Source organism: Flavobacterium sp. 38-13 (assembly GCF_001899155.1).
Taxonomy (GTDB): Bacteria; Bacteroidota; Bacteroidia; order Flavobacteriales; family Flavobacteriaceae; genus Flavobacterium; species Flavobacterium lindanitolerans.
In genome coordinates this window covers 78,241-93,031 of the sequence record NZ_MKVG01000018.1, presented here as the reverse complement: position 1 = coordinate 93,031, position 14,791 = coordinate 78,241, and the positions used below count along the sequence as shown (strand labels likewise).

16 protein-coding genes are annotated in these 14,791 nt (G+C 37.5%); 4 read left to right on the top strand and 12 right to left on the bottom strand.

All coding sequences use genetic code 11. The features are described 5' to 3' along the window. The 4 genes from BGO88_RS12835 to BGO88_RS12820 form a co-directional block, all read right to left on the bottom strand. Positions 1-819 (bottom strand): M23 family metallopeptidase, encoded by an 819-nt coding sequence (locus BGO88_RS12835; protein ID WP_286707119.1) that lies wholly within the window; start codon positions 817-819, stop codon positions 1-3. Beyond that, entirely contained in the window at positions 819-1,460 is a 642-nt protein-coding gene (gene aat, locus BGO88_RS12830; protein ID WP_286707169.1) for a leucyl/phenylalanyl-tRNA--protein transferase, read from the bottom strand. Before aat ends, BGO88_RS12835 begins: the two co-directional genes overlap by 1 nt. A 68-nt stretch (positions 1,461-1,528) precedes the next feature. After that, positions 1,529-1,906, bottom strand: coding sequence for a DUF3127 domain-containing protein (locus BGO88_RS12825; protein ID WP_056068001.1), 378 nt, complete (start codon positions 1,904-1,906; stop codon positions 1,529-1,531). Positions 1,907-1,957: 51 nt separating this feature from the next. Continuing rightward, the gene (locus tag BGO88_RS12820) at positions 1,958-2,836 is read right to left on the bottom strand and encodes a flavin reductase family protein (RefSeq protein WP_101471243.1); all 879 of its coding nucleotides are present in this window, start codon (positions 2,834-2,836) and stop codon (positions 1,958-1,960) included. Between the two features lie 129 nt (positions 2,837-2,965). Between BGO88_RS12820 and BGO88_RS12815 the strand changes: the two genes are divergently transcribed. Continuing rightward, complete coding sequence (locus tag BGO88_RS12815; RefSeq protein WP_286707118.1) at positions 2,966-4,114, top strand: sensor histidine kinase; 1,149 nt, start codon at positions 2,966-2,968, stop codon at positions 4,112-4,114. A 54-nt stretch (positions 4,115-4,168) separates the two neighbouring features. Here BGO88_RS12815 and BGO88_RS12810 read toward each other — a convergent pair whose 3' ends face one another. Then, positions 4,169-4,558, bottom strand: coding sequence for an HIT family protein (locus BGO88_RS12810; protein ID WP_056067995.1), 390 nt, complete (start codon positions 4,556-4,558; stop codon positions 4,169-4,171). Positions 4,559-4,590: 32 nt separating this feature from the next. Beyond that, on the bottom strand, positions 4,591-5,067 hold the full coding sequence (gene greA / locus BGO88_RS12805; protein ID WP_056068452.1) for a transcription elongation factor GreA: 477 nt from the start codon (positions 5,065-5,067) through the stop codon (positions 4,591-4,593). 166 nt (positions 5,068-5,233) lie between these two features. On the opposite strand from greA, the gene BGO88_RS12800 reads away from it, so the two are divergent. Then, the gene (locus BGO88_RS12800; RefSeq protein WP_056067993.1) at positions 5,234-5,662 is read left to right on the top strand and encodes a Rieske (2Fe-2S) protein; all 429 of its coding nucleotides are present in this window, start codon (positions 5,234-5,236) and stop codon (positions 5,660-5,662) included. 1 nt (position 5,663) lies between these two features. After that, positions 5,664-6,137 carry an SRPBCC family protein gene (locus BGO88_RS12795; RefSeq protein WP_286707117.1) on the top strand — a complete coding sequence of 158 codons (474 nt, stop codon included), beginning with the start codon at positions 5,664-5,666 and terminating at the stop codon, positions 6,135-6,137. Positions 6,138-6,196: 59 nt separating this feature from the next. On the opposite strand, the gene BGO88_RS12790 is transcribed toward BGO88_RS12795, so the two are convergent. The 6 genes from BGO88_RS12790 to BGO88_RS12765 form a co-directional block, all read right to left on the bottom strand. Next, a complete protein-coding gene (locus BGO88_RS12790; protein WP_502686511.1) occupies positions 6,197-8,440 on the bottom strand; it encodes a TonB-dependent receptor in 2,244 nt (747 codons plus the stop codon). 233 nt (positions 8,441-8,673) lie between these two features. After that, positions 8,674-9,075, bottom strand: a complete 402-nt coding sequence (gene arfB, locus BGO88_RS12785) for an alternative ribosome rescue aminoacyl-tRNA hydrolase ArfB (RefSeq protein WP_101471240.1) — start codon at positions 9,073-9,075, stop codon at positions 8,674-8,676. A 2-nt stretch (positions 9,076-9,077) separates the two neighbouring features. After that, positions 9,078-11,192 (bottom strand): DUF4301 family protein, encoded by a 2,115-nt coding sequence (locus BGO88_RS12780; protein ID WP_286707116.1) that lies wholly within the window; start codon positions 11,190-11,192, stop codon positions 9,078-9,080. Continuing rightward, positions 11,147-11,776 carry a nicotinamide riboside transporter PnuC gene (pnuC, locus tag BGO88_RS12775; RefSeq protein ID WP_273236627.1) on the bottom strand — a complete coding sequence of 210 codons (630 nt, stop codon included), beginning with the start codon at positions 11,774-11,776 and terminating at the stop codon, positions 11,147-11,149. Before pnuC ends, BGO88_RS12780 begins: the two co-directional genes overlap by 46 nt. Continuing rightward, positions 11,769-12,506, bottom strand: coding sequence for a phosphoglycerol geranylgeranyltransferase (locus BGO88_RS12770; protein ID WP_286707115.1), 738 nt, complete (start codon positions 12,504-12,506; stop codon positions 11,769-11,771). The genes pnuC and BGO88_RS12770 overlap by 8 nt, the downstream gene beginning before the upstream one ends. Positions 12,507-12,511: 5 nt before the next feature. Next, positions 12,512-13,156, bottom strand: a complete 645-nt coding sequence (locus tag BGO88_RS12765) for a 4'-phosphopantetheinyl transferase family protein (protein ID WP_286707114.1) — start codon at positions 13,154-13,156, stop codon at positions 12,512-12,514. 190 nt (positions 13,157-13,346) lie between these two features. Here BGO88_RS12765 and ahcY point away from each other — a divergent pair, with 190 nt between their 5' ends. Then, on the top strand, positions 13,347-14,663 hold the full coding sequence (ahcY, locus tag BGO88_RS12760) for an adenosylhomocysteinase (RefSeq protein ID WP_286707113.1): 1,317 nt from the start codon (positions 13,347-13,349) through the stop codon (positions 14,661-14,663). Positions 14,664-14,791 lie beyond the last annotated feature (128 nt).

The following is a 14,791-nucleotide window of genomic DNA, read 5'->3' as shown; positions in this document are numbered from 1 at the left end:
TCATTTTTTTACGACATTTCCGGGTTTTAAACTTCCACTTTTGTAATTCTCTGCAAAGTCAATTTCTATAGGTTCAGATTTCCAATCTGTATTTCTGAAATAGGCAACAAAATGCAAATGAGGAGTTGTAGTCCAACCTATCATTCCGCATAAGGCAATAGGCTGCCCTGCTTTCACAAAATCCCCTACTGCTACCTTTGCACCATTCTCTTTTAAATGCACATATTCTGTAAACAGACCCGTTTCCGGATGGTAAAGCGTGATAAAATTGGCATAATCTTTCCATGAGCTGTTTTTGCCATAGTATTTATACTTATCGACAAGACCCACAACATAACCGTTGGCAGCCGCACATACAGTATCACCCACTTTTAAATCAAAATCCAGGGCTAGTTTTGACAATCCTTCATTATGGGAAAAGTTCCCGTTATGTCCCTGTACTATCTTATATTGTTTACCATTCTGAAATGGTAAGGACAGCTTATTATCTTTTGGATAGCTGATGGCGTTACCCAGCATATAATTTGCCCCGGCAGTATATTCTTTACGCCCTAAAAAAACACCAGTCCTTCTCTTTTCTTTGGGTTCCAGCACTACAATTCCTTTGTTTTCAAAACGCTTATTTAAAGAAGAATCATTTAAGACTATCCGCACCGGACATTCCAACCTGTTGTCTAGCGTAATAATCAGGCTGTCTCCTTCTATTTTCTGAGAATAGCCTAATGGATATGCATTAACCTTTACATCTGGCAGTTTAACCGAATTACAAGCGTATAAAACAGATAGCAGCAACCCAATAATTATAGTGTTTTTTCTCATCAATATTCTTTTTTAAGAATCGCCATAAAATCTTCTCTCGAAATTTCCCTGGCTCCCAAACTTTCCAAATGGCTATTATGAACCTGGCAATCCAAAAGTTTATAATTTTCCTCCTTTAATTTCCTGACCAACGAAACAAAAGCTACTTTAGAGGCATTGGAAACCTTGGAAAACATACTTTCACCACAGAAAACATGTCCCAAATCAATACCGTAAAGCCCTCCAACCAGTACTTCATCCTGCCAGACTTCTACAGACTTTGCAATTCCCATTTCATGGAGTTTCACATAGGCTTCAATCATCTGTTCAGAAATCCACGTTCCCTGCTGACCGTCTCTGCTGATTGTGCTGCAGTTGGAAATAACATCCCTGAAATTTTGGTTGAATGTTACTCTGAAAATACCACGGTTCAATATATTCCTCATGCTTTTAGAAACTTTAAACTCATCAGGAAACAAAACCATTCTTTCCGGCGGCGACCACCAAAGAATAGGCTCATCATCATCAAACCATGGAAAAATCCCGCTCCTGTAAGCCAATACAAGCCTTTCTGGCAACAAATCACCGCCAATGGCCAATGTACCATCCGGATTAGCTTCTTCCACAGGAGGAAAAAACAATTCTTTGCTAAGGAAATACAATCTCATTTTTTCTTAAAGTCACAAAAAAACCGCAATAGTTGCGGTTTTTACAATTTTCTATTTTTTGATTAGAAAGGCAGGTCGTCGTGCTCTTCTTCTTTATAGTCATTTGCCGGCTCAAAAGCCTCTCTGGCTGGCATTGGCGGTGCTTGTTGAGCAGAAGGTGCTTCAGGCTGCAATTTTTCAATTCTCCAGCCCTGGATGCTGTTAAAATATTTGGTTTCACCTTGTGGATTTACCCACTCTCTTCCTCTTAGGTTGATTGAAACCTTTACAGGCTCACCTGGCGTATAATTATTCAACAAATCGCATTTATCCTGCGTAAACTCAATCATGATATGTTGCGGATACTGTTCGTCTGTTGTAACGACCAATTCTCTCTTTTTAAATGACGCACTAATTTGCTGTTCGGCATTTATTACCTTAACTCTTCCTGTAACTTCCATAATCTTCTATTGTTTTTGTTATTTATATGGCTTGTAAATTCAGCCGTCTCATTATATTTTTTCAGACAACAGCACTTTCCATGCCGCCATCACTTCATTATTGTCAAGATATTCTTTTGCCTTTAAATGCACTTTCTCCTGATCATCAGAACTTAACACACCTTTTACGGCAAAATTCTGGTCTACAAATATAGCAACTTCTTCGCTTGTAGGCAATGCTTCAACATTCCCCAGTTTGCCTAGATCATTACCATCAAAAACCGGGCTTTCTTTTATAAAATCCGGAATCTGGTCTACTCCAATACCTAAGGTTGTCAATGGTTTTTCAACTTCAAACAATCCCATATTCGAACGCGAATACCAATTCCCCCCCAAACGCGAAACCAAATCAATTTTATGCTGGTCCACACTTCCGTTTTCATCTAAAATCTTCTCATCAATATGCATCTTAACGATTTCACAGATAATCAGATTTCCGGCTCCGCCTTCTGTTCCAAGGCTGATAATTTCCTGTATCTTGCATTCAAACTGTACGGGAGATTCCTTTACGCGATAAGGCTTTACCAAATCCGAAGGAATAGCCGTAAATCCGGCTTTTAAGAACTCATTTACTCCATCTCCATATTCTGTACTTGCCAAAGATGCTTGTTGTACCATATCATAAGTAACAACATTGATGACTACTTCACGGGTAGCTTCGGCATTAATCAGCGTATGTTTTATAGTATTGTCCCGGACTCTTCTTGAGGGCGAAAAAATCAAAATTGGCGGATTCGCACTGAAAAGATTAAAAAAACTAAACGGTGACAAATTCGGTTTTCCGTTATGGTCCATCGTGCTGGCAAAGGCTATTGGCCTTGGTCCTACTGACCCCTGAAGATACCCCTGCAATTTTGCTGTCGGGATTTCCTTCGGTATTATACTAATCATAAAATTCTGCGTTTAAACAAAAGTAATAAATTGCATCAAGAAGAATAAGCGAAGTGTTTATGATTTATAAACAGTTTCAAAATTTGACTTTATATCTTTTGCTTATATTTATACCTCAAAATAAAATTTATGCAGTTTTCTGAAAAACGAAATGTCACTCGCTGGATTATTATCATAATCTCTTTTATTATCATTTCCCTGATTCTTTGGAACACTTACACTTTCTTCCAGATTTTTAAAAACGAGGAACATGTCAAAATGCAAATTTGGGCTACTTCCTTAAAAACCATCAATAACGCTGATTTGGAAAATGATGATATTGAACTTCCAAGACAGATTGTTGATAAAAACACAACTATCCCGATTGTATGGACAGACCAAAATGGAAATATCAGGGGAATGAGAAATATTGATGACGAAATTGCCAACGATTCTATTAAGGCCAAGGCTTTCTTTGAAAATTTCAAAAATGAAAACGAGCCAATAGCTCTTGAATTACCCGGAGAAACCCAATATGTCTATTATGGAAATTCATCACTTTTAAACAACCTGAAATATTATCCTATAGCCCTATTTCTGATTCTGGTTTTATTTGGGCTTTTAATTTTTAATTTCTATCGCGCCAGCAGAATGGCTACCCAAAACAAGCTGTGGGCTGGTATGGCAAAAGAAACGGCCCATCAAATTGGAACGCCACTTTCCTCATTGCTTGGCTGGATCGAAATCATGAAGGCTGATGATGTTGATGAAACTACAGTCACGGAAGTGGAAAAAGACATCATAAGATTGCAGACCATAGCTGATCGTTTTTCAAAAATCGGGTCAGAGCCTGTTTTAGAAGAAAAAGATATTATTGCCGAAACGGAACAATCGTATGACTATCTGAAATCAAGATTTTCAAACCAGATTAATTTTTCGTTTAAGGCGCCAAACCATCCTATCATGACTTCAATCAATCCGATATTGCATAGCTGGACGATTGAAAATCTGGTCAAGAATGCCATTGATGCCATGAAAGGTCGCGGCGATTTATCGATTGTTATTGAAGAAGACAGCCGTTTTGTAAAGATAAAAGTGAGTGATTCCGGAAAAGGAATTCCTAAAAAAGAATTCAAACAAATTTTCGAACCCGGATTTACGACCAAAAAACGCGGTTGGGGACTAGGACTTTCCTTGACAAAGAGAATTGTTGAAGAATACCACGATGGAAGAATCAAAGTGTTTTCATCAGAATTAGGAAAGGGAACCTGTATGCTGGTTAGCTTAAGAAAGCTATAAAAAAAGCCGCAAATTCAAATTGAATTTGCGGCTTTTATACTTTTTAAAAAGAATTTACAAATTGGCCTGGATTTCCTTAGCCAATGCTTCAAATTCTTCTTTAGTCAGTTTTACTTTGTTTTGGAAACGCATTTCATCCATTTCGTTAAGCGGAATCAAATGCACGTGTGTATGAGGCACTTCAAGTCCTATTACGGCCATACCTATTCTTTTGCATACCACAGTTTTTTCCAATGCTTTTGCCACTTTTCTGGAAAATTTCATCAATCCCAAATAATGGTCTTCATCCATATCAAAGATTTTGTCGATTTCCTTTTTTGGAATGCACAAAGTATGACCTTTGGCATTTGGATTCACATCCAAAAACGCAAGATAGTCTGCATCTTCGGTAATTTTATAGGCAGGAATTTCTCCGTTGACTATTTTAGTGAAAATCGAGCTCATTCTTTTTAGATTTAGGATTAAACTTTAAATGATTAGTCTCTGGTGATTTCTAAAATCTCAAATTTCAGGATACCGTTTGGTACCGTAATTTCTGCAATTTCGCCTACCGATTTACCAAGCAGTCCTTTTCCGATTGGTGATGTCACGGAAATTTTTCCCGATTTCAGGTCGGCTTCGCTTTCTGCAACAAGCGTATATTTCATTTCCATACCATTGGACTGGTTCTTGATTTTCACATTTGACAATACCAAAACTTTAGACACGTCAAGCTGCGACTCGTCAATCAAACGGGCGTTAGCATAGACTTCTTCCAGTTTTGAAATTCTCATTTCGAGCAAACCCTGAGCTTCTTTAGCCGCATCATATTCTGCATTTTCAGACAAGTCTCCCTTATCTCTAGCTTCAGCAATAGCCTGTGACGCTTTTGGGCGTTCAATACTTTTTAGCTGTTCTAGTTCCTCTTTCAATTTTTTTAAGCCTTCCGCTGTATAATAAGATACGTTACTCATAATTTCGTCGTTTATATAAAATAGAAAAAATCCCATCACGACGGGATTTCTTTTCACAAAGATAGTATTTTTAATTCAATTTAATATTTAATACTGCTAGTATATAAAACCAAAGTTAATTAAATTAAATTTGTTTCAACAAATTTATAGAACAGAAATTTTTGCTATGAAAAAGATTATTGTCCTTTTGCTTATCGGCATTGCGATTTCAGCATGCTCCGACAGCAAAATCAACAACCGGAATCCTTATATCCCCAACTATTCTTTTAGTGTCGATATCAATTTAAATCTTCCGCTTTACAGCGACCTGCAATATACAGGAAACGGCAAGCTGATTACGCTTAATGGCGCCGGTGCCAACGGTATTATTGTTTTTAATGCCGGAGCCGGAAATTTCAAAGCTTATGATGCCAGCTGCCCCAATCAATACGCCAGTAGCTGTTCGAGACTTGTAGTTGAAGGAATCAATGCTGTTTGCCCATGTGATGATGTGATGTACAGTCTGTTCACCGGACTTCCGAATGCCGATGTTGAATATCCGCTAAAGCCTTACCGAATCCAGGTTACCGGAAACGTTATCCGGGTGTATAATTAAAATGCCCCGAATCTGTTTAAAAACTGCAATTACAGCTCCGCTGGATGTCGTTTTTGACCTATCCAGGAGTATAGACCTGCATACCATTTCGACAGAACAAACTCAGGAGAAAGCCGTGTCTGGCAAAACTTCAGGGTTAATTGGATTAAACGATACTGTGACATGGCGTGCAAAACATTTAGGATTCACAAAATATCTGACTTCCAAAATAACCGACTATAATCGCCCTTCTTTTTTTGCCGATGAAATGATTAAAGGTGCTTTCAAAAAATTCCGGCACGAACATCATTTTGAAGTTGTTGGCAACCAAACCCTGATGACCGATATTTTTGAATATGAATCGCCTTTGGGTATTTTGGGAAAATTAGCCGATTTTATTTTTTTGGAAAACTATTTGCGCTCCTTTTTAGCTCAAAGAAATAAGGTTATAAAAGAATTTGCCGAATCGGGCGAATGGAAAAATATCCTGAAATAAAAAAACCTGACAGGTCATATATCCTGCCAGGCTTCGGGAAATAATTAAAAAACTAATTTTTAAAACTTCAATGTCATTCCTGCCAGGAAATTAATCCCTGCCTGTGGAAAATATCCGGCTCCTTCGATTGTTTTTATAGTACCCGGATTGGAATAATCGTCATCATAAGTATAGAAATAACCATTTGATTCATATTCATAATCAAAAATATTATTCACCAGCCCTGAAAAGATAATCGATTTAAAAACCGTATTGGTTTTAATTTCATAAGAAATATTCAAATCATTCACAGCATAGCTTTTCAATTTTGAGGCTTTTGAATCAATATTACCCATATATTGGTCTCCTACAAATTTTGTCAGAAGTGAAACCTGCATGTTTTTTACAGGCAAAAACGTAATGGCATTACCAAAGATCACATTTGGTGAAAAGGCGATATCTGTATTCCCCAATTTTTCCAGGACCCCATCACGCTGAAAAACAAAATCTTCATTTTTGTTAGTACTTATGGTAAGATTTGGACGGAAAATCCATTTCTCTGCTACAAAAAGAGTAGCATCGATTTCCAATCCAAGCCTGTAACTTTCTCCGCTATTTTGGCGTATTGGCGCTCCAACATCGTTTAAAGCACCTGTCAGGACAAGCTGGTCCTTATATCTCATGTAATATCCGTTGACATTGATTTTTGTCTTAGGCGAGCTGTATCTCCAGCCCAATTCAAAATCATTCAGCTTTTCAGGTTTTGGATTTCCGGATTCGTAGTCGCTTCGGTTTGGTTCGCGGTTCGCACGGGCATAGGAGAAATAAATATTGTTTTCGTCATTGACAAGATAAGTAATACCTGCTTTAGGGTTAAAGAAATTAAAGTTGTCATCCACAAGACCGGTGTCTGCCCCATTGGCTTTATATCCTACATTTCTGTATTGCAGGTCTCCAAAAAGACTCCAGTTTTCATTCAGCCTGTAATTGATTTTTGCAAAAACATTAAAATCGGTCTTGGTCGAAAAATCGTCATAGTATTTAAAATCATATTCCGGAAGGATAACACTTCGCGTCCACAAAACATTCCCAAAATGGCTTCCTTCATACTTATTCCAGCCACCACCTAAGATAAAATCTATTTTTTCCTTTTTATAGTTTGCAGAAAATGTAGTTCCGTAAAAATCATTATCCAGCCATTTTCTTCGAATCAGGTCGCTTTTCTTTATTTCTACACCATCAATTATCTGTGGTTCAATCCCATATTCTGATAAATCCTGCTTCTTTTTGTAGTTTTCATAATACCCTTTTCCTTTTGTATAGTGAAAGGCAAGGTTTGTGCTCCAATTGTCTGAAAAACGCTCGTTCCAGTGCAACTGATAATGGTCCTGGTCGTAGTTATCCGTCTCATTATCGTAGAAACGCGTTACACCGTTATCATCAACATATTCTCCTGCCGTATTGTAAGTCCTGTCATTTTTAAGCTTTTCCGGGTCTTCGAGTCCGTTCCAGGCCTGATATGTTTTTTCTTTTCCTCCAAACACCAACGCTTTTATTAATGTCGAGTTGCCTACATATGTTCCCTGAAAGAAATAGGATTTCAAATCTGACGATGCCCTGTCAATATAGCCATCAGATTTAATATTAGAAACGCGTCCGGCCAGCTCAAAATGGTCTTTAATCAATCCACTGCTGAATTTCAGTGTATGCTTTCTGGAATTAAAACTTCCGAAAGAGTTGGAAATTTCGCCATTGGCTTCGGTTGCATACGAATCTGTAAGCAGGTTCAAACTGGCACCAAAAGCTCCGGCTCCATTGGTAGAAGTTCCTACCCCACGCTGCAATTGTATGTTCTGAACGGATGATGTGAAATCGGGCATATTGACCCAAAAAGTGCCTTGCGATTCAGAATCATTGTAAGGAATTCCGTTGAGTGTTACGTTAACTCTTCTGGAATCAGAACCTCTGACACTGATTGCTGAATATCCAATTCCGTTACCGGCATCGGAAGTCACTACCACCGATGGCAGATAATTCAACAAGGCCGGAATATCCTGCCCTAAATTTCTGGATTCCAATTCTTTTTTGCTAATGTTACTGAAAGTAACGGGAGTCTGCGCCGTAACACGTACGGCAGAAACCAGAACCTCATCCAGATTCCTGGTTTTTGTAGTGTCGGAAACCGTTTTTTCCTGTGCAAAAAGAGAGGCTGAAACAAAAATTGCAATTCCGGCCATTGTTTTGGCATCAAGAAATGATTCCGGCAAGCTTAGGCTCTTTTTCTTTTTTGGCCCAAGCTCATTTTTTTTGAATAAAGTTTTCATTCGTAAATTTTCTTACGAATAAAAGGGGTAATTATTCTTTGTTTAAATTAATTGATTGTACTTAACGACAAGTTTTAAGCGTGCACTCTAAAAAGTTGTCATTCTCCCTTGGCAGCATTACCCGCCCAGGTTCGTTGGGTATAATCTCAGCTCGTTATTTAGAGCACCCCTTTGAGACAGGGCAAAGATAGAAAAGTATTAAGATAAAGCAGGCTTGAATCGGGATTTTTTAATCAAAAGTCAGGTTTTCTTCTGGACTCCTTTTTTTCAGACAGTTTTCTTTTGTTCTGGATTCGTTTTTTAATAACAGCTTTGGGCACTTTTGTGGCCTTTCTTTCCTTTGGGACAATAAGATTCTGCTGTAGTAAATGGAGCAGTCTTTTTATAGCAATCTCCTTATTTTTTAACTGGCTTCTGTCTTCGTCGCTATTCAGGATAAGTATTTTATCATTGGTTAGGCGTGGTGCCAGTTTTTCTTCAAGAATCGCAATTTCCTCTACCGAAAGTGCTTTTGAGTTTCCCAAATCAAAAGACAGGACAATTTTGGAGGAAACCTTATTGACATTCTGTCCTCCTGCCCCGCTGCTCCTGACAGCCTTAAACTTTAGCTCTGATATTATTTTTTCCGTATCCAAAATTATTGCGGCTGATGTGCCGGTTTTAGTAAATCGTTTACTGTTTTTACCGGATTAAAAGTAATGAGGGGCACTTCTACAAAAATGGTAATCCATTTTGCCATAGCTCCGTTCCAAAGCCCCGGCAATTCATAGGCTTTGATTGGTTTTCCATTTTTATTTTTTTCTACAATAAAACCGCTTTCATTATCAATAAACTCTTTCAAATCAAATTTTTCACCTCTGTAATCCTTTGTACCACAAATGAGGTCGACAGGATTAAAATGTGTTGCGCTTGACAATATTTTAGCCTGCGCAGGATTTTGCATATCGACTTGTGAGGATTCTACTATCTGCAAGGAAACATTTCCTTTTGCATCTCTCACCCAAAACGGACCACCACCGGGCTCTCCTTCATTTTTGACCATTCCGCAAACACGAATTGGCCTGTTCAGGATTTCCTGAAGATGACTCACTTTATTTTCACGTGTATATTTCTGGAAATCGGCATTGATAACAATCTGAAGTTTTGACTTTACAAATTCTACGATTTCGTCAATTGTTTCTTTTTGGATATTTTCCGTTGACAGCACTTTAAGAAAAGTAAAAATCCTGTCCTGAAATTCCAACAGGATACCCGCCAATGCTTTTTTATACAAACTGATAATGTGGATGTGGTTCTGGATTACATTGTCAATATTTTTTATAAAAATAACATCCGCAAACAATTGATTAAGATTTTCTATCAGGGCACCATGTCCACCCGGCCTAAAAAACAAACTGCCATCATCCAGACGGAACGGATTGTTTTGAAGGTCGACTGCAAGCGTATCTGTTGTTTTATGCTGATAAGAATAATCCACATGAATCTGCACATTTGTATTGGCTTCTACCTTTGGCTTGACGTCATTTATAATTTTATCAAAGGAGTCCTGATGTTCTTCAGAAATTGTAAAATGCAAACCGGAAATACCTGACGAAAACGCATACGAACCGCTTTCATTCAAATGTTCTTCTATTGGCGTGGCAATATAATCGCCATATTGATGAAAAGGCAATACTGCTTTAGGTTTGGAGGCAAAATCAAAATGATTGGATGAGAGCAATGATTTTACAAAATAGAAAAAACGCGTGTCTTTGTCCCATTGTTTATACTCGGGATATTTCACCTGCGTATATTCCAAAACCGTTTTATGGAACGGAAATTTTTCTATACCAATCAGGAAAACCGGCATAGCCCCACAACGTTTTCTGTTAATATAGGCATTTATGGTTTCATTGCCTAATTTGTATTCGTTGACAAATTCATTCAGGAATTTAAACATTCTGCTGGCCGCCCCTGAGGCAGGTACAAACTTCTGAATTTTCAGCCTGTCTTTTTTAGATTCAAATAGATTGGCATAATAAACCGCTTCTTCTTCAGAAAGTGGCATAATTCCATCTGTTAATGAAGCCGGCCTTTCTAAAACTGCTTTTGGAATGCCCGTATTAAATACTCTAAGATAATTCGCTACGGTATCAATTTTTATTCCCTGATTGTATATCTGCACAAAATCGTAAGAATCAAATCCCAATGCTTTTGATTTTTCCAAATCTTCCAGAATGGCAATTGCCTTTTGCAATCTTTCTTCTTTATTCCCGGAAAGCAGTATATAAGGTTTTTTATTTTCAATCAGGGCTTCTTCAAATTTCCGGATAAGCATTTCTCTTTCATCAGGCTTATCCCGCAAATCGTCCTTTTCAAAAGGAACGTCAATGTCTGTTAAGAAAAAAAGGTCGTATTTGTGCTTTCGGGCAGCCTTATCCAAAGTAGAATCACAGAAACTGTAATAGATTTCCGAAAAGACTTTGGTACACATTAGATTCGTATCGGCAAAAAGATATTTACCGGATTCAGACAGGGCTTTATTTTCGAGTTGCATTTGCCCGATTGCAATGGGAAGCAAATCTTCCGGTTGGCAAATTTCTTTGGAACGATTCCATTTTTCCTGTAAATAGTCACGGGCAAATTCGGGAATCCATACCGACTGAAAATGTTCTGCCAATTGTTTTGCTAATGTAGTTTTTCCGGTAGATTCCGGTCCATACAATGCTATTCTGATTTTATCTGTGGGCTGCTGTTTAAGATTTTCCTCCATTCTATGTAAGCTAAAATAGCCAAAATTGTAAAAATTACATATTGCAATGACAACATCCCCAATCCTCTATAGGCATACAACGGAACAGCTATGATATCTGCAATAATCCATAGTGTCCAATTTTCAATCTTTTTCATTGCCATATACCACATTCCCGTAAAAAACAATCCTGACGTAAATATGTCGATATAATTCTCAGGTTTGATTTCCTTACCGAACAGGTGATATACGAAATATGTTACAACAATAGTAAGAAAAAATAACAATACCCCAATAATTTTCTGCTTTGTATTTGTCCTTGAAATCTTGACAACATAGTCATCTTCTTTCTTCCTTGACCAGTTAATCCAACCATATATACTCATAACGGAGAAATAAATATTAAGCGTCATATCGGCAAAATAGCCTGCTTTATAAAGCAGATATACCGTGATTACTGTCGCAATAATACCCGTTGGATAGACCCATATATTTTCTTTTTTGGCAAAATAAACACTCAGGATTCCGGTAATAAAAACTATAGCTTCCAGGATAATATCAATAACCGGTGTATTTTTATAGGCATTGAGGAAAAAATCAATCATGAAGCATCAGGTTAGAATTTATAAAAAAATTGGAGTCATTTTCAAAAGCAGTCCCTATCACTACCAAATCTGCTCCGGCGGCATAGGCATCTTCAATTCCCTGGATGTCTTTTATGCCTCCGCCTACAATTAATGGAATTTCTATGTTTTTTGAAACCAGAGAAATCGTTTCTAAAGGAACTGAAAGTTTTGCACCGCTTCCTGCTTCCAGATAAACCAACTTGTTTCCTAAAAATTCACCCGCTAACGCTGTTGCCACTGCAATATCTGAATTGTGCCTAGGCAATGGTATTGTCTTACTCACTGAAGCTACGGCAGTCTGGTTGCCGCCATCAATCAATATATAACCTGTAGAAATAATTTCCAGATTGGTTTTTTTTAAAATTGGTGCTGCCTTGACCTGATGTTCAATTAAAAAATCCGGATTTCTGCCCGACAGCAAAGTAAGGAATAAAATGCCATGGGCTTCAATGGAGATTTGCGACGGGTTGCCCGGAAAAAGCAAAACAGGAAGTGCCGTTTTCTGTTTTAATTCCCGGATGATTCCATCAATAGTATTGGTAAGCACCAGGCTTCCACCAATAAAAATATGCGTAGCCGGAGACTGATTTATCTTAGGAATAATACTTTGTAATGAATCCTTAGAAATCTTATCGGGATCGAGAAGAATGGCCAGAAGCTTTTTTTTCTCTTTTTTGGACTGTAGTATTTCGTTATAGATGTTTTGCATTGGGCTTACTGATTTCCTTTTTGAAAGGCATATACAAGCGTATAATTTTCGATTTCTTCAAAACAGATATCAAATTCTATATTTAGGTTTCCAAAAGTCAGAAGTGCTTTTGCTTTTTTTTCTGTCATTTCAAAAGGTGCTACAAAAATATGGTCTTTGAAGCTGATTCCTTTTTCATTACGGATTTTAAAAATAGCTTCCTTTATGCCCCAGATTACGGTTAATCTGGAAACATAATCGTCTTTTTTTTCTTTATCCAGAAATCTGAATTCGCTTTCGTCAACAAATTTTTCTGCGATAAGCATTACTTTTTCACGGCGAAGCTCAATATCTATCCCCACATTTTCATCACTTAAGATAATTGCAGAAAAATCAAACGAATGGGTAATGGAAATATGGGTTTCATTTTCGAGATGTGGCTTGCCAAATTCATCATAATGAAGCTGCAAATCATTATGTCCTGCCTCCTGGAGCAGTTTCCTGACGCTCAGGAAAGCCCTTTGATGCACTTCTGATTTCATGGATTGCAATCTGCCAAGCGTTTTTTCTTTCAATAGGACTTGAGAAAAAAGCTCGTCAAAAGGTTCCGTGATTTTCCAAATCAGGACTTTTATGGACGGACTAAAATGTATGACTTTATATAAGGGCATTTCTAATTAATAAATAAATCAACCTTGCGGTTTTATACGAGAACCTCAGAAGTAAAATTCGTGGCAGGCTTTAATAATCAAACAATTACCTCTTATTAAACAAACCTTAAATAATTTTTTCCGATTATTTTAATAAAAAGTAATTCCGTAAATTTGCAAAAAATTTGATAATACAAATATATACAAATAGATGAGTACAACGACATTACCTTTTGTGGCTTACAAAGTGAAAGATATTTCTCTTGCAGCTTGGGGAAGAAAAGAAATTGAATTAGCAGAAGCTGAAATGCCAGGTTTAATGGCGCTTCGCAGAGAATACAAAGACGAACAGCCTTTGAAAGGTGCTCGAATTGCAGGTTGTCTTCACATGACAATCCAGACTGCGGTGTTGATTGAAACATTGGTTGCTCTTGGAGCTGAAGTAACCTGGTCATCATGTAACATCTTCTCTACGCAAGACCAGGCCGCTGCTGCAATTGCTGCTGCAGGAATTCAGGTTTATGCCTGGAAAGGACTAAACGAAGAAGAGTTTGACTGGTGTATTGAGCAAACTTTATTCTTTGGTGAAGACAGAAAGCCATTGAACATGATTTTGGATGATGGTGGTGACCTGACTAATATGGTTATTGACCGTTATCCTGAATTGGTTGCCGGAATCAAAGGTCTTTCTGAAGAAACTACAACAGGAGTTCACAGACTTTACGAAAGAATGAAAAACGGCACATTGCCAATGCCTGCAATTAACGTAAACGATTCTGTTACTAAATCTAAATTTGATAACAAATACGGTTGTAAAGAATCTGCTGTTGACGCAATTCGTCGTGCAACTGATTTGATGTTGGCCGGAAAAAGAGTTGTGGTTTGTGGTTATGGTGACGTTGGTAAAGGAACTGCTGCTTCTTTCAGAGGTGCAGGTTCTATTGTAACTGTTACTGAAATCGATCCAATCTGTGCATTGCAAGCAGCTATGGACGGATATGAAGTTAAAAAACTGGATACTGTTATTGCTAATGCTGATATTATCATCACTACAACAGGAAACAAAGATATCGTGGTAGGTAAGCATTTCGAAAAAATGAAAGACAAGACTGTTGTTTGTAACATTGGTCACTTTGATAACGAAATCGATATGGCCTGGTTGAACAAAAACCACGGTGCTTCAAAAATCGAAATCAAGCCTCAGGTAGATAAATACACTATCAACGGAAAAGATATTATCATCCTGGCTGAAGGACGTCTTGTAAACTTAGGATGTGCTACAGGTCACCCAAGTTTTGTAATGAGTAACTCTTTCACAAACCAGACTTTGGCTCAAATTGAATTATGGAAAAACAGTGCTGCCTATAAAAATGAAGTATACATGCTTCCTAAGCACCTGGATGAAAAAGTAGCTGCCCTTCACCTTGCAAAACTAGGTGTTGAGTTGGAAACTTTAAACGAAGAACAAGCTACTTACATTGGAGTAGAAGTTCAAGGTCCGTTTAAGCCTGAATATTACAGATATTAATCTATTTTAGATTTCTGATTTGAGATTTAAGATTTTGGAATAACGAAATCATCTTTTATCTATCGTCTATTATCTTTTATCTTACTTAATATTCTGAATTTAGATTTAAGATAAAAAAACCTCGCTTT